The following is an 18,491-nucleotide window of genomic DNA, read 5'->3' as shown; positions in this document are numbered from 1 at the left end:
AAAGACATGGCCCGTGTTTCATCCAAACGCTTTCAGCCTGTGTCAGCCCGCCCGCTCTCGCGATTGTGACAAACCGCCAGTCGGGTTTGACCAGACAGCACGGCAATACCCCCTATGATCTGCCGAAACATCAATCACCCGACGGCGCCACCATGACATTTTTTCTGAAATCGAAATTCACCACGCTGGCCGCCTGTTTCACGGTCGGCCTTCTGGTCGTGATGGTGGCATGGTGGGCCGGTTGGCTTTTCCCCCGCCAGACCCTTCCCGGCAGGCTGTCCGAATATCACAAGGTCTATGATGGATTTTGGGACGTCGCATGCGACACGGCGATGGATGGCAGCGACCGCCGCTGCTACATCCAGTATGTCGATGTCTATCGCGACCGACCCGATTTTGCCGCCGCGATGGTCGAGGTCGTCTATCACCCCGGCGACGACGGCCAGCCCGACCCCCATGTGCGGTTCGATATTGAACCGGGCTATTCCTTTCGCGAAACCAGGATGAGCGTTGTGACCGCAGATGGTAAAGTGCCGTTCGATACCTCTGATTGCAGGTCCAACACCTGCCGCAGGTCCGGTGATGCCGGGCGCGACATGTTGAAAGTCTGGCGCGCCGGATCCGCGCTGGAGCTTGTGATCGAGGAAGGCCGCTCAGAACCCGCGATCTCGACCTGGCCACTGGATAATATCAACGCCATTCTGGATGATTTCGAAGCTCAACGTCAGGCCCGCAACCTGCCCTGACATACCCGGCCGAGCCGGCTCGTTGCCGAAACGTCAAAAGTGACACAATCCGCGTACACAATTGCAACTGTGTACACATTGCCATGCCGCAGGTTCAGCCGCCGCGCACCAGATCATCCTCATCGTCAACCACGGAAATGCCCAAGGCATCCAGCCCGTTTTCCAGGTGATCCGACAGGTGCGGCGTTCCCAGCAGATAATCCGCCGTGGGTGTCGTCGCCTCCTCCCGCGCGGTGGCAATCGCTTCGGCTAGGTCTTCGGCGACAAAACTTTCGCGCCCGATCCACATCACCGCGACCAGCGACACCTGCTCATCTTCACCCAACCGGTCGATAAAGGCCCGAAGCTCCCCCTCGGCACGATCAAGTTCGCGCGCCATCAGGATCACCTGAGCAATTTTATATGTACTGATATCAAGCATTTGACCTCTCCTGTCAGCGCAAACTCACCCCGTTGTGCCAGCCAGGCGGCACCACGTCCTTGATCTTGCTCAATAGGATGGCTGGCGCCGCCTAGCGCAGCACCTTGCCTTCGGGCCATTCCAACTGGTGATCCAGCCTGATCATCTGGCTGTCGCCTGCGCCCAGCTCGAATTCCCAGGCCATGATACCACGTTTACCGTCGATATTCTGCTCTGCTGGCTTGGGCCGCGCGGACCATGTGATCTCCAGGTCTTCCTGTTCGGAATAAGGCACCCGGTCCAGCAGACGAATGGGCCAGACCTCTCCAGTCAGGTTTTCGACTTTGATTTCAACGGCTTCACTTAGGTCATTGGACTTTGTAATGATCCCGCTATCGCCTTCATTCCGGTCCAGAATCGTACGGGTCAGGCGCAGCCCGTCAATCGGCCCAAAGGCCAGATCAGCCTCGGCACCGGCGGGGATCAGCTCAAGATGCTGCTGACCGATGAAACGGCCATCCAGATAATACATCGCCGTTCCGGGCAAGATCAGCTCTCCCATGTCATTGGTGATGCTGGCCATCAGAAAGGCATTGCTGTCGGTCAGGGGAACCGCCTGTGCCACCGTTTCGGCGGCTGTGCTGATTTCACCCAATGAAATCCGGATGTTATCTGCTCTGGATGCGATGGAAACAGGGCTGGGGTAGCTATAGGTCACGGCCAGACCGTCAAACACCGCATCGGCTTCTTCGACGACCATTGGTTCGGCCATCGCTTCATCCGCCATGCCCGAAAGCGCGCCGACGACGGCACCGCCAAGTGACCTTTCCAACTGTTTCGACCGAACCTTGGCCGGATCTTCGATCCAGCGCTGCCACGGCCAGATCTGCCCCGGCGCCGTCTGTTCCGATGGGCGCACGGTTGACAATGTCAGCGCCACATCACGCCAGTTTTCACCGGTGCTTTGCGCCACCAAAGCACCACGTTCGACCGTCAGCGCGCCTGCTTTGCGATCCAGTTTAACATCGTAAACAGGCCGCCACTCGGCATCCCAGATGTTGTAGGTGACGGTCAGCGTGCCTTGCATCTGCTCCTGCCCCGAGATTGACACCGCCAACATGGCGCGCTCCTCAACCTCGGGCACCAATGCGTTCAGCGCCTGGCGGGCTCTTTCCAGCTCTTCCTGCAGGTCTTTGAGATCGCGTTTTGCCGCATCTGCGCGCAACCGGGCATCCAGTGCAACCTGTTGTGCCGAAAGGGTTTCTTCGCCAATCATACCCACCAGATCGCGCAGGGAGGTGACGTCCATCTCTGCCACGCCCTCGCCCTCACCCAATTGGCTCAGAAAGGCGACACGCGCCTCGGCGGCCCGTTCTTCCAGATGGATGCGTTCAACCCCGGCCAGCCCGTCGCGCAGGGCCTGTTCCAGCCGTTCAACCTCGGCTTCCGCCACCTTGAAGGTGGCATCGTCATCAGCATTGCGCGGCGGCACGAAATCATTGCGCACCGTCAAGCTGCCCAGCACGGCCCCGTCCACCGCCACACGCACCGAGTCCAGCGGTGTGGTTTGCGGCAGGTCGGTCAGGATCAGGTCATGTTGCCCGGCGGCGGCCTCGAACGGGATTTCACGGGTGACCGTTGCCCCTTGCGGATAAAGCGTGACGGATTTGACGTCGCTGGTCAGGGGGATGTCATCGGCAAGAACAAATGTCGGGAAAAAAGCCAGAACAATCGGCAGGGCACGCATGAGGGAACTCCTTGGGGTCACTGAGATGTCCCTAAAGTGGGGCGTGTCGACGTCGAAATACAAGGTCTCAAAGCGGAAAATTCGCGACCATGCGCGATTTTCGGCCACAAAAAAGGGCGGCCCAAAGCCGCCCCTTCATAGATCATGTGATTGAAAAATCAGCCTTTCTTCAGCACCCGTGCGCCCAGCGTTTCCGCGATCTGCACGGCATTCAATGCAGCACCTTTGCGCAGGTTGTCACTGACGCACCACAGGTTCAGGCCGTTTTCGATCGTGCTGTCCTGACGGATGCGGCTGATGAAGGTAGCATAATCGCCGACGCATTCGATCGGTGTCACGTAGCCGCCGTTTTCGCGCTTGTCGATCACCATGATACCCGGTGCTTCGCGCAGAATATCGCGGGCCTCGTCCTCATCCAGGAACTCTTCGAATTCGATGTTCACCGCCTCGGAATGGCCAACAAAAACAGGCACCCGCACGCAGGTGGCCGTGACCTTGATCGACGGGTCGACGATCTTTTTCGTCTCGGCGACCATCTTCCATTCTTCCTTGGTCGAACCATCTTCGAGGAAGACGTCGATATGCGGAATCACGTTGAAAGCGATCTGCTTGGGGTACACCTTGGGCTCGACCTCCTGACCAGGCACGTAAACGCCCTTGGTCTGGTTCCACAGCTCATCAATCGCATCCTTGCCGCTGCCCGAAACCGACTGGTAGGTGCTGACCACGACGCGTTTGATTTTTGCGCGGTCATGCAAGGGTTTCAGCGCGACAACCATCTGCGCGGTCGAACAGTTGGGGTTGGCAATGATGTTCTTTTTTGCATACCCCTCGACCGCCTCGGGGTTTACCTCGGGCACCACCAGCGGCACGTCCGGGTCGTAGCGGTAGAGTGATGAATTGTCGATCACCACGCAACCTGCAGCGGCGGCCTTGGGTGCGTAGACCTTGGTCGCGTCCGAGCCCACGGCGAAAAGCGCAATGTCCCAGCCGGCAAAATCGAAAACGTCCAGATCCTTGGTCTTGAGTGTCGTGTCGCCAAAGCTGACCTCGGTGCCGAGGCTCTTGCGGCTGGCAAGTGCTGCAATCTCGTCCACAGGAAACTGGCGCTCGGCCAGGATGTTCAGCATTTCGCGGCCCACGTTACCGGTGGCGCCCACGACGACGACCTTGTACCCCATTTGATTTTCTCCAGAGTTAGAGGGTTGGCTGCGGCCTCTTACCCCCTAAGCGCACAAGTGGAAAGGGGGTGCGTCAGTTGGTGCTGTCGCGGCTGAACAGATAGATCAGCGCACCAACCAGCAGCGACAGCCCGATAAACGCAAAGACTGCCGAATAGCCGGCCTCGACGCCACCGGCAGAGGCCGCATTGTGCAAAGGTCCGGAAATGAACTGCATCACACCCACGCCACCGATACTGCACAGGTTCAGCAGCGTCACGCCCCGTCCGGCAAGATGCGGTGGAAAGAACCCGCGCCCATGCGCCATGATCACGGGGTAAGAGCCGCCAAAAAACCCAAGCGCCGCACATAGCGCAATGGACAGCCAGGCATTCACCCCAACCGCCAGCGCGAGGGTCAGCGTTGCCGCGACACACAGCATGTTGCCGATGAAAACCACCCATTTCTGGGTCCTGAACAGCCGGTCAAGTGGCCCATAGCTAAGCGTACCACAGATCATTGCCACGCCCATGATCAGCGTCGCCTGCCCCACCTGCGATGTGCTGAGGCCAAAGACATCTTGCAAATACGGTCCGATCCACAGGCCCCTTACCGCGCCTGCCGGGGTGTAGCTGACCAGCGCCAGTGGCAATATCGCCCAGAGCACCGGCATTTTCAGCAAATCCAGAAGCGATCCTCGTGTCTCACTCTGCACCGGTTCGGGATCGCGCACCGTGAATGCGATCCCAAGCGCCACAAGCCCCGACACAGCCGCCAGCGCCCAGAGCGATGCGCGCCATCCCAATGTCTCGGCGGCCCAGGCCATCGGGTAGGCGGCCACCAGATTGCCAACTGATCCGACCCCCACCATCAGGGCGGCCAGCGTGGCAAACTGCGCCGCCGGGAATTGCCGCGCGAAGATATAATAGGACGCCATCAAGACCGGAGAGCACCCGACCCCGATCAGCAGCATCGCGATATTGACATGCAGCGCCGTGCTGGCCAGGGCGAACATCGCGGCCCCTCCCGCGCCACCAAAGAGCAGCAGCACCCAGGCAGTGCGCCGTGGGCCGATCTGGTCCAGCGCCCAGCCGACCGGTATCTGCATCGCCGCGAAGGACAGGAACCAAAGGCCCGAGGCAAACGCCAGATCATCCGGCGTGGCACCGATATCCTGTTCCAGAACACCACTGAGCACCGCCAGGAATGCGCGAAAGAACTGGCTGAGCACATAGGCCAGGCAAAGCACGGTCAGACCGGCACGCATCCTGCGGCCTCCTACAAAATCATTCTTGTGCCTGCGTCGCATGACCGTGGGGCAAGCACAATGGCTCATCCTTTCAGGATCAAAGGAAAATCAGACGTCGGGCCATCCATAGGCACGGTCACTGTCACCCCGCTGCCTAAGGTGGTCAAGCCGTTCAAATGCTTCTGAAAATCCCGGCTTGGCGTTGGCGGTAACGTTCCAGATCACCAATTGCGGTCCCGCGACGGGTTCGAACCACTCTGGGCTTCGTTTCAGGAATTCGCCATGCTCGGAATTGAACGTGTAATCCCGCAAATCCTCGATACTTTGCCAGACCGACACGGTCGCCGATACCCTGTCATCATACCCAAGCGCTGTCAGCTCCCGCGCCGCGTTTTCGTCGTGAATGCGCCAAATGAAACCGGGATGCGCCTCGGCTGCGGCATAGATGTGGTCAAGTGCGTTCGTGAATTCGGACAAGCGGGGATCGACGGGGGCGAACCTCATTCGCCCCCAGTTCATCTGGGCGATGGCCATTGGCGGCCTCCTGTCGTGCGGGTTGGCTGCAGCTTACTCGGCTGGTACCAAGGGCTGGTCGTAATTGCCTTTGACGCGCTCTTTGGTGGGGTCGAAATGCGGATAGCGCACGACGCGTGCCTTCAGCCGCTTTTGCAAGCCATCCAACTGACCGATCTCCAGCTCGGTGTCCAATTCCGCGTGGCTGACCGACACCCGCGCCAGGGCGATATTCTTGCCCAGAATGGGGGATTTCATCGCGCTGGTGATCTCGCCCACCTGCGCCTTGCCGATCCGGACACAATCGCCGGGGGATGCCACGATGCCACCCTCAAGCTCCAGGCCCACCAGCTTGCGATGCGGATGCTCCTTGCGTTCTTCCAGCGCCGCACGGCCAATGAAATCATCCTCTTTCGATTTCAGCGGCACGGTAAAGCCGATACCGGCCTCCCACGGGTCGGTCTGATCGTCGAATTCCGACCCGGCAAAGATCAACCCGGCCTCGATTCGGACCATGTCCAGCGCCGCCATGCCAAACGGGGTCAGGCCCATCGGCTCACCCACTTTCCAGATCGCATCGAAAACCTCGACCGCGTCGCGCGGATGGCAGAACACCTCATAGCCCAACTCGCCGGAATAACCCGCGCGGCCCAGCACCACGGCCTTGCCCTGCACATCGCCCAGACGGGCCACGGCAAAACGGAACATGCCCAGTTCTTCGATGGTCGGCACAGTGGGGGCAGTATAGAAAACCTCTTTCAGGATGTCGCGGCTCAGAGGGCCTTGAATGGCGATGTTGTGCAACTGATCGGTGGACGACCGCACCCAGGCATTCAGACCCAGCTTGCCCGCCTGTTCCTTCAGCCAGAGGCCGGAATTATCATTGCCCCCGATCCAGCGGAAATTCGTCTCGCCCAGGCGAAAGACGGTGCCATCGTCAATCATCCCGCCATGCTCGTAACACATGGCCGTATAGACCAGTTGCCCGACCGCCAGTTTCTTCATGTTACGCGTGACGCAATGCTGCATCAGCTTTTCGGCATCTGGGCCCGTCACCTCGTATTTGCGCAGAGGCGACAGATCCATGATCGCCGCTTTCTCGCGGCAGGCCCAATATTCGGCAATCGCACCGTGATTGGACATCTGATTGGGCAGCCAATAGCCCGCATATTCCACGAAATCCCGCGTATGACGTGCAAAGCACTCGTGAAATCCTGTTTGCTTGGTCTCTTCCAAGTCCGCCTCCGCTGATTTTCTATAGCCGATTGACCGGCCAAACTCGTGCTCCGCGCCATAGGTGCGGACCTGAATATCGGTGGGATTCCACCCGTTCGCCGGATCCACATCACATGGACAGGCAGATGAAATGCAAACCAGATCGGTCTGCGCCTGCAACAACACATAATCGCCGGGGCGCGACCACGGATCATCCATGCCGATGGCGTTGGTGTCGTCCAGCATGGTGTTGAAGAAAAAGTTGATCGCTGGCCAGCCGCCGCGCGGGCGAATGCCGTATTGCGCCAGATCCTTATTCATATTGTCGGAACAATTCACATGCCCGGGATATCCAAGATCCTCATAGTAGCGCCTTGTGCAAGCCAGACCGAACGTGTCGTGCCGCCCGCAGGTGTCGCGCACGATCTCGACCAGCGGCTCCTGATCGCTGCTCCAGTATTTCGAAAAGATGCCGGGCAGCGGATAGAGATTGCCCATCAGGGCACGGGTCGTGGTAGGATCAATCTCGCGCTCAAGCCCCTTGTCGAGCGCGCGCATGGAAAACGCCTGAAAATCCGAACATTCGCGGCCCTGTACATCCAGAATCTGAATGTACTCACCCTTTTTTACCTCATAGCTTTGGGCCTGTCCCGGCAGAATATTGATATCGGTCAATGGATCGGCCAGCGGATCGGGCGGTGCCAGTTGGCCCTTGGGCAGGCCGGGATCGGCACGACGGATATAGAGGATCAGATCGCTGGGCGGGTTCTGCTCGCCCGGATGCATCGGCCCGCCGGGGGCGGCCACGATCAGCAACCCGTCACACCCGGCAAAATAAGTAACCCTGTCACCGGGATGCGACCCTTCGGTGAAAAACCGGATCGCCTCGGCTCGGCCCAGATCAAACCCTGCGTCTTCCAGCGCCTTGGCCACTCTGGCCCCCGAGTCCGAACCATTGGCCAGTACTGAGATCAATCCCTCGGGCCGGCCCATCGCCGACCCGCCCAACATGCCTGCGTCGGATTTACCGTCAGGCGTGAAAAACACCAGTTCTCCGGGCTGCAATCCGTCGCGGTCTACAACCGAAATCTCATCGCCCTTGTAGACCGGCACGGCCCGCGACCCGCCGCCGGGGATGGGATGCCGTTCTGTCCCATGCGGCAGGATCGGCAAACCGGGGGTCAGAACCCCGGCACGCTCATAAGGGGTTTCAATCACGGGGCTGATCTTGGTGCTGACATTCATGTCAGGCCCTCCAGTTCAGATTTGGCGATATTGTCGACCACCCCGCGATGGGTGACGACGATCTTGCAGCCCGAAGGCGAATGGCTTTCATGCGCCGAACCACCTTCGAGCGAGATGAAATCGCCCGCGTGGTAAGTCGTTCCATCGCAATCCACCAGATCACCTTCGACCATATAGAATTCTTCCGGACCGTTATGCCGGTGCGGGTTGGATTTGGCGCCGGGGGCCATGATCATCAGATAGCTGCCCTCGCCGGTGGTCTCGTCGAACGAGATATTGTGCCACCAGGACCCTTCCAGCGGTTCGCCATCCAGCATCATCGGCTCGAACACGTCCCTGTTGAACGCGGCAATCGTACGATGTTCCGCCAACCCCGCCATCAGCCCAGCCCCAACGCCTCTTTACGTCTTTGTGCCCAGCTCATGATCGTCAGATCAAAGGTCAACGCCATCAGCGCCACGTTCATGCCCAGCACAAAGTTCTTGCCCAGATCGGTGCCCGCCAGCGTGCGCTGCAACTCCTGCCCTAGATCCTGCGTGCCGATAAAGGCTGCAATGATCACCATGAAGAAGGCAAACATGATCGCCTGGTTGAAACCAACCGCCATCGTCGGCAACGCCAGTGGCAATTGCACGCTCAACAGCTTCTGCCGCTTGGTAGCCCCTGACATATCCGCGGCCTCGGTCATTTCCGGCGGTACCGTGCGCAGCCCCTCAATGGTGTAGCGGGTCAACGGCACCGTGGTGAAGATCACGATCGACAGCACCACCGTCACATCCGAGACGCCAAACAGCATGATCGCCGGCAGCAGGTAGATAAAGCTGGGGAAGGTCTGCGCCGTATCACAGAGCAGCAGAATACGGGTCGACCACTTCTCGCTGCGCGACGCGGCAATACCCAGCGGGATACCGATGAACATCGACAGGACGACCGCCGAGATCACCGAATAAAGCGTGATCACCGACCGGTCCCACCAGCCGCTAAGCGCCACAATCGAAAAGAAGATCGCGGCAAAGATCGCAGGACGCTTGCCGCCCAGCCAGTAGGCGAATGCAACGACAAGCATGATAAAGGCCGGTGTCGGAATATAAAGCAGCGCGTTGCGGAACGGGATCAGCACCCAGACATTGAGGACATAGCGTATCCAGCCGGTTATCCACTGCACAAAGTCGATCGCCAGAAAACCCTTGATCAGGCCGTCCATCTCTTTGCCCATCGACAGCGACTGCCTGCGGCCAACCTCGTAAAGGATCTCAATAAACTGCGAGATCAGAAGGAAGCCCAGGAAACCAACAATTGCAGCCACCAGGTATTTGTGCTGCACGAACCACGATGTGCCGCGCTCGAAATGCTCGGGCAGTTTCACCACCCAGGCCTTGGAAAACCGGTCCAGCATGACCGCAACCAGCACGATGGTGACGCCAATCTCGAACGACCGGCCTAGTTTGAAACTGTTCATCATCGCCAGCAATTTGCCACCCAGGCCGGGCATGCCGATGAACGCGGTCAGAACCACCATCGCCAGACACAGCATGATCACCTGGTTCACGCCCACCAGAATTTCGGTGCGCGCAGAGGGCAGGTAAACCTTTGTCAGCATCTGCCAGCGGGTCGAGCCTGACATCTTGCCCGCCTCGACAATCTCGGGCGAGACTTTCTTGAGGCCAAGCGCCGTCATCAGAACCATCGGCGGGATCGCATAGATCGTGGTGGCAATCGCGCCCGCGGTCGGGCCAACCTTGAAGAAGATGACCGCCGGCAGCAGGTAGGTGAAGAACGGAATTGTCTGTAATATGGCCAAGAAAGGTTTGACCGCCCGATCGAACCAGTCCCATTTCCACGCGGCAATGCCCATCAGCAGACCAATCGTGAACGCCAGCGGCGCTGCTACGGCCAGCACCGAAAGCGTCTGCATCGCGATGGTCCACTGGCCCACCAGCGCGGTCCAGACAAACGTACCACCGCCCAGCAGACCCAGACGCCAGCCGCCCAGATAATAGCCGATCACGGCCGCCACGGCGGCGACACAGGACCAGGGCAATGGGCCGATAAAGGGCCAGCGATGCTTGCCTTCCAGCAGATTTGCGGTTAGCCCCAGCATGAAATCCAGCGGCCCCTCGGCAAACCAGCGGGTCAGAACGGTCAGTTTCAGATCATCAATCAGGAAGCCAAAGATCGCATCCAGCCAGTCTGCCAGCGGCGGGATCCACGCTTCGGGCAGCCGAACAAGGAAATCGGGCAGAACCGGGCGCGCAAGGATCAACAACACAGCCACGCCGATCAGGATTTGGACGATGCGGGTCTTGCTTAACCCGCCAGTTTCTTGTTCCAGCTTTGCAGCGATATCGGCCATGTCACCCTTTCCCCAGCAGCACGTCCAGCGCTTCTTGCCGGTTCATCACGCCGATCAGCTCGCCATGCCGGTTGGCAACCGGCAGTTCCTCGCGCGGGTCGTTGACCAATTGCCGGGCCAACTGCAGGATCGTGTGGCCTGCGCGCACCGGTTCGCCCTCGGGTGTGGATCCATTGACCGGTCCAGCCAGAACGCGCGCATGCACGACGCGGGATTTCTCGATCTCTTCGGTGAATTTCTCGACATAAGGCGTTTGCGGGTTCAGCACGATCTGATCCGGTGTATCGCACTGCTCAACCGCCCCGTCCTTCATGATGGCAATCCGATCGGCCAGGCGGAGTGCCTCGTCGAAATCATGGGTGATAAAGACAATGGTCTTGCCCAGCATTTCCTGCAAACGCAGGAACTCATCCTGCATCTCACGACGGATAAGCGGGTCCAGCGCCGAAAACGGCTCATCCAGGAACCAGATATCAGGCTCGATCGCCAGGCTGCGGGCGATGCCCACACGCTGTTGCTGACCACCGGACAATTCGCGCGGAAAGTATTCTTCGCGGCCCTCAAGACCGACCAACTTGATCACCTCCAGCGCGCGTTCGCGCCGGTCATGCTTGTCCTGACCGCGCATTTCCAGCGGAAAGGCCACGTTGTCCAGCACTGTCCGGTGCGGCAGCAGACCAAAGGATTGGAACACCATGCCCATCTTGCTGCGTCGCATTTCGATCAGCGCGTTCTCGTCCATGTCCATGATGCTCTCACCATCGACCTCGATGGTACCGCCGGTGATATCGTGCAGGCGCGAAAAGCATCGCACCAATGTCGACTTGCCAGACCCGGACAGGCCCATGATCACCAGCATTTCGCCTCGGCCCACCTCCAGCGAGACATCCTTGACACCGGCGATGTAACCGTCAGCGCGAATCTCGTCGAAACTGCGATCAGCAGGCATGTTTGCGAGATATTGTTTGGGGTTCGGTCCGAATAATTTCCAGACATTACGGCATGAAATGACGGGTGTATCGTCTGACATCTAATTAATTCCTGGCTGAGCGAGCCCATCTTACAAAGAAGCTCGCAACTCGGTGAAGAAAGCCCGCCCGATCAACAAGGCGCGGACGGGCAATCTTGGCTTGGATGGCGGGCCGGCCCGATACTAATGTAAAGGGCGGCTCACCACCTTTTAGCAACAGCTTTAGCTGCCCGAGCTGATCCAGCCCTTCCAGACGTCCTCGTTCTCGTCCAGCCAGATTTCCGCAGCCTCATCCGGTTCCAGTTCGTCAACATCGACCTTCTTGGCCATTTCCGCAATCTGCGGGTTGGTGAACGAAACTTTTTCCAGAACCGCATATGCGCTTGGCCACTTTTCAGCCATGCCGTCCCACGCGGCTTTCTTCAGATAGCCGGTCGCCGGGTTGCCGCAATCATATAGCGCATCCGGGTTCGGACCCACGGCAGGGTCCTTGTCGCAGCCATCTTCCCACGCGGGGAATTCGACAAACTCGCCGGGCCAGACGGCTTCGGCAAAGTTCGGCGTCCAGTTGAACACGACAACCGGTTTCTTGTCGGCTTCAGCCGCACCGATTTCCGCCCACAGCGCCGCGGCGGAGCCAGCGTTGATCACGACGAAATCCATGTCCAGCGCTTCGACGCGCTCTTTACCGTGCTTGAGCCAGTCCACGGGCCCGTCCAGATAACGGCCCTTGTCACCGGTTTCAGCCGTGGCAAACACGCTGGCGCAGTCATTCAACGCTTTCCAGTCGGGCAGGCCAGGGCAGGCTTCCTTGGTCCACATCGGGTACCACCAGTCTTCGCGGGTCACCGCATCATGGTCGCCCACATCGACAATGCCGCCTTTTTCCAGGGCCGCGCGGAACGACGCGCCAAAGGCGCCTTCCCAGACTTCCAGCTCCATCGTCACATCGCCCAGACGGATCGACTCGTAGACTGCCTGACTGTCGGTGGTGACATATTCCACGTTGTTGCCATTGGCCTCAAGGATTTGGCCCACGACATTGCTCATCACAATCTGGCTGGACCAGTTATGGATCGGAATGACGATCGGATCGGAACTGTCGGCCGCATAGGATGCGGTTGCTGTGGCCAGCGCCAGTGCAGATGCCGTCATAAGGATTTTGGTTTTCATACTAACTCCCCATTAGCGTTCAAGAGGCGTCCGTGCAAAGCGGACGCTCGGTTTTAGAAGCTCCAGTATGACCTAAATTCTGCACAGGTGTGATTCTAAAAAGGTTTTGCCTTGCCCAACAAAAAGTTTGGCAAACCCGTCAAACCGCCTTAATTGTTAACCGTTCTATCAAAACGCCAAGCTGCCCAGGGGCCTTTGCACATGCTGAAAAATCGCGCCGCGCTACCACGGCTTGATTATCTGGTGACTTTTCAGATCGCGGCCGAGCTTGAAAGCTTTGCCGCCACGGCCAAAGAACTGCATGTCAGCGAGACCGCGATCAGCCGCAAGATGAAGCTGCTAGAGCAGCATTTCGACTGCGCGCTCTTTGTGCGCGGGCATCGGTCAGTCCAGCTGACCGAACAGGGGCGGAAACTGCTCAATGGCGTGACCCCGGCACTGGCCGGTATCGCCCAGATCTCAGAAGAGATGATGACCGATCACGCCCCCACGACGGTGCGGATGTCGGCCACAAATTCGGTTTCCTCGCTCTGGCTCATGCCCCGGTTGCGCAAGTTCCGGCAGGCCAATCGCAATATCACCATCTCGCTGATGTCAAGCGATCTGGACACCGAATGCCTGACCGAGGACTATGACCTCGCGATCCTGCGCGGCGATGGCAACTGGCCCGGTTTTGACGCGCGGCTGCTGTTTGGCGAAACGGTGTTTCCGGTCTGCGCGCCCGGCTATCTGGAAAACCATGTGACCATACCGGACACGCAGGATTTGCTGGATCACGCCCTGATCGAGGTCAATAACAACCATACCGAATGGCTGAACTGGAAAACCTGGCTGTCCCGCAAGGGCCATGACCCGGAACTGGTACGGCATTCGACCTTTGTAAACACCTACCCGCTGGCGATTCAGGCCGCGATCGACGGTCTTGGCATCTCGCTGGGGTGGGGGCATCTGGTGGATCATCACCTGCAATCCGGCAACCTGATCCGCCCGCTGGGGTCGGAATTTGTCCGAACCAATTCAGGCTATTACCTGCTGACCCGTCAGGGCAGCAAACCCCCGGCTGAAAGCGAGATCGTGGCCAAATGGCTGATACAGGAAAGCGCCGCGCGCAAACGCTACGCGGCCGAGTAAACCCCAAACCGGGATGCGCGATACCTCTCCAAAAGGGCGCGCCTGACATCAACCCTCATCCGCCCCCCGCCGGATCAGCACATCGACATGCGCCGCGACACTCGATGCCAGTGCATCAAGGTCATACCCGCCCTCAAGGCTGGCCACCACACGGCCCTGACAATGCGCATCGGCCAGATCGCAAATCCGCTCCGTCACCCAGATGAAATCATCCTCGGTCAGGCGCATCCCGGCCAGCGGATCAGCCTGATGCGCATCAAACCCGGCAGAGACAAGAACCAACTCCGGCTTGAAGCGATCCACAGCAGGCAGCACCGATCCGTCCATCACCTTGCGAAACCTCGCACTGCTAGTGCCATCGGGCAGCGGCACATTCAGCACGTTATTGTACGCGCCGGTTTCATGCGCGTGACCGGTGCCGGGAAAAAGCGGCGACTGATGGGTCGAGCAGAACAGGATACGCCGATCCCCCTCGACCAGATCCTGCGTGCCATTGCCATGATGCACGTCGAAATCGACGATCGCGACACGGCTCAGCTCATGATGTGCAAGGGCATGTTTCGCAGCGATCGCCACATTGCCGAACAGGCAAAACCCCATCGCGGTCGAAGTCTCGGCGTGATGCCCCGGTGGCCGACAGGCGACAAAGGCATTGCCCGCCTCGCCGGTCAGCACCATATCCACGGCCCGCACGGCACCGCCCGCCGCCCGGTGCGCCGCCTCCAACGAACCGGGCGACATGAACGTGTCCCCATCCAGCTGCGCCCAGCCCTGCGCGGGTGCGGCATTGCGGATCATCTCGATATATTCTGCCGGATGCGCCAGGGCCAGATCATCCTCGGCCACCAGCGGCGCCTTGATGCGCGCCAGCGCCTTACCCTCCAGCGCGGCCAGAATATGCTCCAGCCGCGCGACCTGTTCGGGGTGGCCCGGCGGGTTTACATGTTCCAGGCAATCGGGATGGGTCACCAGCGCTGTCGACATTCGAATCCTCCGCATCTTCACCCCAAGAAAGGCCAAGTTGCCGCCACTGTCCAGCCGGGCTTGTTGCGCCCGTCGGGCCATGCCAATGTGACTGCATGGAACAGGAAACGGTCAAGGCCGCGCAAGACACTGTTGAGATCGCGCAGGACGCACAGGAAATAGCCCAGGACGCGCAGGAAATCGCCCAGGACGCGCAGGAAATCGCCCTGTCGCTCTGGGATCAGGCATATGTTTTCCTGGATGGACTGATGCGGCCCTGGAACGCTTATCAGATCGGCATCGCCGTCGGAACGTTCCTGCTCGCCCACCTGATCGCCCGCTTCGTCGGCCCCAAGCTGCACCATTGGCTGCGCACCCGCGAGGGCTGGCCGAAATGGCGCATGCGCCTTGGTGTTCTGCTACATCGCCGGATCCGCCTGATCATCTTTGTGCTGGCGATCTGGCCGATCGTGTGGACGATGCGGGAATTCACCTGGCCCAGTCGAACCTACCTGCTGGGGGTCGTGGCCAGCCTTGCCACCGCTTGGCTGGTGATCGCACTTCTGACCCGGCTTATCTCAAATGGCTTCATGCGTACGATCGTGCGTTATGGCGGCTGGGCATGGGCCACATTGGTGATCCTCAACCTGACCGATGAGGCGCAGGTTATTCTCGACAGCGCCGCCTTGCATATCGGCGAAACCCGCTTTTCCATCTGGCTGATCCTGCAGGGTATCGTGATCATTACCTCGCTATTCGTGCTGGCGCGGTTCCTGTCTCGCACCACCACCGCAAGGATCAGAAGCAACAAGGACATCTCGCCCTCGATGCAGGTGCTGGCGGTCAAGTTCCTGCAGGTGCTGCTCTATGGCGCGGCCTTCTTCATCGGTCTGCGCGCCGTGGGCTTCGACCTGACCGGCCTTGCGGTTCTCTCGGGTGCCATCGGTGTGGGCCTTGGTTTCGGCCTGCAAAAAGTGGTCTCGAACCTTGTCTCAGGCGTGATCATCCTGATGGACAAGTCGATCAAACCGGGCGACGTGATATCGCTGGGCGAGACCTTTGGCTGGATCAATTCACTGGGCGCGCGCTATGTCTCGGTTGTCACCCGCGACGGGCGCGAATACCTGATCCCGAACGAAGACCTGATCACCGGACAAGTGGTGAACTGGTCCCATTCCAACGATTTCGTCCGGCTCGACATCTATTTCGGCACCTCCTACGGCTGCGATCCGCACGATGTGCGCAAACTTGCAATTGCAGCGGCCAAAAGCGTCGACCGGGTACTCAGCTTCAAGGCACCCGTGTGCCATATCGTGGGGTTCGGCGACAGCAGCGTCGATTACATCCTGCGTTTCTGGATTTCCGATCCCACCGGCGGGCTGACCAATATCCGCGGCAATGTCTATCTGGCGCTTTGGGATATCTTCAAGGAAAACAACATCTCGATCCCCTTCCCGCAGCGCGAGGTTCGACTGCTGGGCGACAACGACGACGCGCCCATGCCCGAACCGGATCAGGAGCCCGACGAAGAGGATCAGCCGAAACCCGCCAGCGGCACATCCTAGGTGTCGTCCACGACATCCAGCAAATCACCGGGCTGACAATCCAACACCTTACAGATGCGCGCCAGGGTCTCGAACCTGATGCCCTTGACCTTCCCGGATTTCAGCAGGCTGATATTCTGCTCGCTGATACCCACATGCTCGGCCAGTTCGCGCGATTTCATCTTCCGCAGCGCCAGCATCACGTCCAGCCGGACAACAACCCGCATCAAACGAAGCCCCGGTTATCCTCGGCCACGTCAACTGCCTGCAACATGACAAGCCCGATCAACAGCATCAACCCGCCCGCCAGCGCGAACCAGATGTCGGTCGACCCGAATGAGATCACCAGCATGCCCTGCCCTGATGGCGCATCAATACTCAGGATCAGGCCGGTGGCCGTATCATCCAACACGCCGATAACTGCCTTGGTCAGCAACCCCAGCCCGATCCAGCGAATGGCATCCGCAGATGCCGATGACAGCGCATCGCCAGTCCCGTAACACCCTGTCAGCCGCGCGACTTGCCAAAGCACAAACAGCACGATGCCCAGGTTGACCGCGGCCACTAGATACAAAAGCAGGGTGGCGGCATTCCCGACATCCCAAACCTCTGTGCCCGGCATCATTGCTCGCGCGGCCTCTGCCACAAAGCGATCAGGGGCGATTGAAACATATACCGCCACGGCCAGCACCCCCGCCATGGCCGCAAAGCAGCACAGTCGCAGAAAACGGGCCAGCTTTTGTGTGCGACAGGGTAGGTTCGACATGATAGTGCTCCGCTATTCATGATTTGGAATTATTTTTTATCGTAAAACAATAAACTTTAATCGTCAAACTAGATCAAGCCATCACCTTGCCGACCGGTCGATCAGGCAAATTTACAGGGGCCCGATCAGCCCGGCCTCCATAGCGCCCGTTGCGTCACGAAATATTGCAACATGATGTTTTTGGCGCACAATTGCGCGATGAAAAGCCCGCGCATGCGCGCATTCATTGAAACTTCATAAATGGATTGTTAACTTATCATTATGCCCGGCACCGGGGTTTTGACGGTGCGCTAGAGAGGAGGACAATGTCCTGTCTTTTACTGCTGATGCGGCACCAGCCGCTGATAAGAGGGCGCCTGTAATGGCCCCTGCGAAACACGCGAATAGCGAAACTCAGCTTGCGCGTATCCTTTCCTCACTGACCGACGACAAGGCCGAAGACGTGATCGAGATTGATCTGCGCGGCAAATCGGCCATTGGCGATTACATGGTGATCTGTTCGGGCCGTTCGACCCGTCAGGTGGCAGCGATTGCCGAGAAACTGGTGGATCGCCTGAAACATGATCTGGGCGTCGCGTCCAAGGTCGAAGGCAAGGATGCGGGTGATTGGGTGCTGATCGACACAGGCGACGTGATCGTCCATGTCTTCCGCCCCGAAGTGCGTGAGTTCTATCAGCTTGAGAAGATGTGGCTGCCCGCCGGGGAAGCTGCGGCCACTCAGGCCTGAATGCGCGTTCATATCTGTGCTGTGGGACGGCTTCGCGCCGGGCCCGAGCGCGACTTACTCGATGATTACCTGACCCGGTTCGACCGGACCGGCCGTGCCCTCGGGCTTGGCCCCGCGTCGGTGCACGAAGTCGAAGACCGCAAGGGGGGTGGCATGATGGCCGAGGCCCCGCTTCTGGAACGCGCAATTCCCAAGGGCGCCATCATCGTGGCAATGGATGAACGCGGCCAGACGCTGAACTCTCCCAAATTCGCCAACCGACTGGCAGGCTGGCGCGACGAGGGACGCGGCGACGTAGCCTTTGTCATCGGCGGTGCCGACGGTATCACGCCTGTCCTGCGCGACCGGGCCGACCTGAAACTCTCTTTTGGGCCAATGGTCTGGCCCCACATGCTGGCCCGCGTCATGCTGTCCGAACAGCTCTACCGGGCCGCCACCATTCTCGCCGGCAGCCCCTATCACCGGGTGTGATGCGATGCACCACCGGGGCAAAATCAAACCATAGCTCAGGAACGCTTTGAAATCGCGGCCCGGATCGACGACCGGCCCAGCGAAAAATCACAGCTTCATTTAACGCGGCTACGCTCGC

General features: G+C 59.4%; 18 protein-coding genes. 5 read left to right on the top strand and 13 right to left on the bottom strand.

Going from position 1 to position 18,491, the window contains the following annotated elements; translation table 11 throughout:
* The first annotated feature begins 152 nt into the window (after positions 1-152).
* A complete protein-coding gene (locus tag Q1B27_RS13080; RefSeq protein ID WP_299848225.1) occupies positions 153-746 on the top strand; it encodes a hypothetical protein in 594 nt (197 codons plus the stop codon).
* A gap of 94 nt (positions 747-840) precedes the next feature.
* Here Q1B27_RS13080 and Q1B27_RS13075 read toward each other — a convergent pair whose 3' ends face one another.
* The 10 genes from Q1B27_RS13075 to Q1B27_RS13030 all read right to left on the bottom strand — a co-directional run bounded on the left by Q1B27_RS13075 (position 841) and on the right by Q1B27_RS13030 (position 12,771).
* Positions 841-1,167: a DUF3775 domain-containing protein gene (locus tag Q1B27_RS13075; protein ID WP_299848224.1), complete on the bottom strand. Its 327-nt coding sequence runs from the start codon at positions 1,165-1,167 to the stop codon at positions 841-843.
* Positions 1,168-1,258: 91 nt separating this feature from the next.
* The gene (locus Q1B27_RS13070) at positions 1,259-2,893 is read right to left on the bottom strand and encodes a DUF4139 domain-containing protein (RefSeq protein WP_299848223.1); all 1,635 of its coding nucleotides are present in this window, start codon (positions 2,891-2,893) and stop codon (positions 1,259-1,261) included.
* A gap of 158 nt (positions 2,894-3,051) precedes the next feature.
* Positions 3,052-4,074: an aspartate-semialdehyde dehydrogenase gene (locus Q1B27_RS13065; protein WP_299848222.1), complete on the bottom strand. Its 1,023-nt coding sequence runs from the start codon at positions 4,072-4,074 to the stop codon at positions 3,052-3,054.
* Positions 4,075-4,147: 73 nt separating this feature from the next.
* Positions 4,148-5,320, bottom strand: coding sequence for an MFS transporter (locus tag Q1B27_RS13060; RefSeq protein WP_299848221.1), 1,173 nt, complete (start codon positions 5,318-5,320; stop codon positions 4,148-4,150).
* A gap of 90 nt (positions 5,321-5,410) precedes the next feature.
* The gene (locus tag Q1B27_RS13055; protein WP_299848220.1) at positions 5,411-5,836 is read right to left on the bottom strand and encodes a DUF3291 domain-containing protein; all 426 of its coding nucleotides are present in this window, start codon (positions 5,834-5,836) and stop codon (positions 5,411-5,413) included.
* Positions 5,837-5,869: 33 nt separating this feature from the next.
* Positions 5,870-8,275, bottom strand: a complete 2,406-nt coding sequence (locus tag Q1B27_RS13050; protein WP_299848219.1) for a DUF1989 domain-containing protein — start codon at positions 8,273-8,275, stop codon at positions 5,870-5,872.
* Entirely contained in the window at positions 8,272-8,655 is a 384-nt protein-coding gene (locus Q1B27_RS13045) for a cupin domain-containing protein (RefSeq protein WP_299848218.1), read from the bottom strand. Before Q1B27_RS13045 ends, Q1B27_RS13050 begins: the two co-directional genes overlap by 4 nt.
* Positions 8,655-10,628: a proline/glycine betaine ABC transporter permease gene (locus tag Q1B27_RS13040; protein ID WP_299848217.1), complete on the bottom strand. Its 1,974-nt coding sequence runs from the start codon at positions 10,626-10,628 to the stop codon at positions 8,655-8,657. The genes Q1B27_RS13045 and Q1B27_RS13040 overlap by 1 nt, the downstream gene beginning before the upstream one ends.
* Position 10,629: 1 nt before the next feature.
* A complete protein-coding gene (locus tag Q1B27_RS13035; RefSeq protein ID WP_299848215.1) occupies positions 10,630-11,658 on the bottom strand; it encodes a glycine betaine/L-proline ABC transporter ATP-binding protein in 1,029 nt (342 codons plus the stop codon).
* A 162-nt stretch (positions 11,659-11,820) separates the two neighbouring features.
* A complete protein-coding gene (locus tag Q1B27_RS13030; protein ID WP_299848213.1) occupies positions 11,821-12,771 on the bottom strand; it encodes an ABC transporter substrate-binding protein in 951 nt (316 codons plus the stop codon).
* 201 nt (positions 12,772-12,972) lie between these two features.
* Here Q1B27_RS13030 and Q1B27_RS13025 point away from each other — a divergent pair, with 201 nt between their 5' ends.
* The gene (locus Q1B27_RS13025; RefSeq protein ID WP_299848211.1) at positions 12,973-13,902 is read left to right on the top strand and encodes a LysR substrate-binding domain-containing protein; all 930 of its coding nucleotides are present in this window, start codon (positions 12,973-12,975) and stop codon (positions 13,900-13,902) included.
* Between the two features lie 48 nt (positions 13,903-13,950).
* On the opposite strand, the gene Q1B27_RS13020 is transcribed toward Q1B27_RS13025, so the two are convergent.
* The gene (locus Q1B27_RS13020) at positions 13,951-14,886 is read right to left on the bottom strand and encodes a histone deacetylase family protein (protein ID WP_299848209.1); all 936 of its coding nucleotides are present in this window, start codon (positions 14,884-14,886) and stop codon (positions 13,951-13,953) included.
* 95 nt (positions 14,887-14,981) lie between these two features.
* On the opposite strand from Q1B27_RS13020, the gene Q1B27_RS13015 reads away from it, so the two are divergent.
* On the top strand, positions 14,982-16,430 hold the full coding sequence (locus tag Q1B27_RS13015) for a mechanosensitive ion channel domain-containing protein (protein ID WP_299848207.1): 1,449 nt from the start codon (positions 14,982-14,984) through the stop codon (positions 16,428-16,430).
* Here the strand turns inward: Q1B27_RS13015 and Q1B27_RS13010 are convergent.
* Together Q1B27_RS13010 and Q1B27_RS13005 are read right to left on the bottom strand one after the other, a co-directional pair.
* Positions 16,427-16,636 (bottom strand): helix-turn-helix transcriptional regulator, encoded by a 210-nt coding sequence (locus Q1B27_RS13010; protein WP_299848205.1) that lies wholly within the window; start codon positions 16,634-16,636, stop codon positions 16,427-16,429. The genes Q1B27_RS13015 and Q1B27_RS13010 overlap by 4 nt on opposite strands.
* The gene (locus tag Q1B27_RS13005; RefSeq protein WP_299848203.1) at positions 16,636-17,175 is read right to left on the bottom strand and encodes a DUF2975 domain-containing protein; all 540 of its coding nucleotides are present in this window, start codon (positions 17,173-17,175) and stop codon (positions 16,636-16,638) included. Before Q1B27_RS13005 ends, Q1B27_RS13010 begins: the two co-directional genes overlap by 1 nt.
* A gap of 361 nt (positions 17,176-17,536) precedes the next feature.
* Between Q1B27_RS13005 and rsfS the strand changes: the two genes are divergently transcribed.
* Together rsfS and rlmH are read left to right on the top strand one after the other, a co-directional pair.
* On the top strand, positions 17,537-17,902 hold the full coding sequence (rsfS, locus tag Q1B27_RS13000; RefSeq protein WP_299848201.1) for a ribosome silencing factor: 366 nt from the start codon (positions 17,537-17,539) through the stop codon (positions 17,900-17,902).
* Entirely contained in the window at positions 17,903-18,373 is a 471-nt protein-coding gene (gene rlmH, locus Q1B27_RS12995; RefSeq protein ID WP_299848199.1) for a 23S rRNA (pseudouridine(1915)-N(3))-methyltransferase RlmH, read from the top strand.
* The last annotated feature ends 118 nt before the right edge of the window (positions 18,374-18,491 follow it).

The organism is uncultured Roseovarius sp., assembly GCF_947489715.1.
GTDB lineage: Bacteria > Pseudomonadota > Alphaproteobacteria > Rhodobacterales > Rhodobacteraceae > Roseovarius.
Note: the sequence above shows the minus strand (reverse complement) of the source record. Positions and strands in the feature narration are given on the sequence as shown.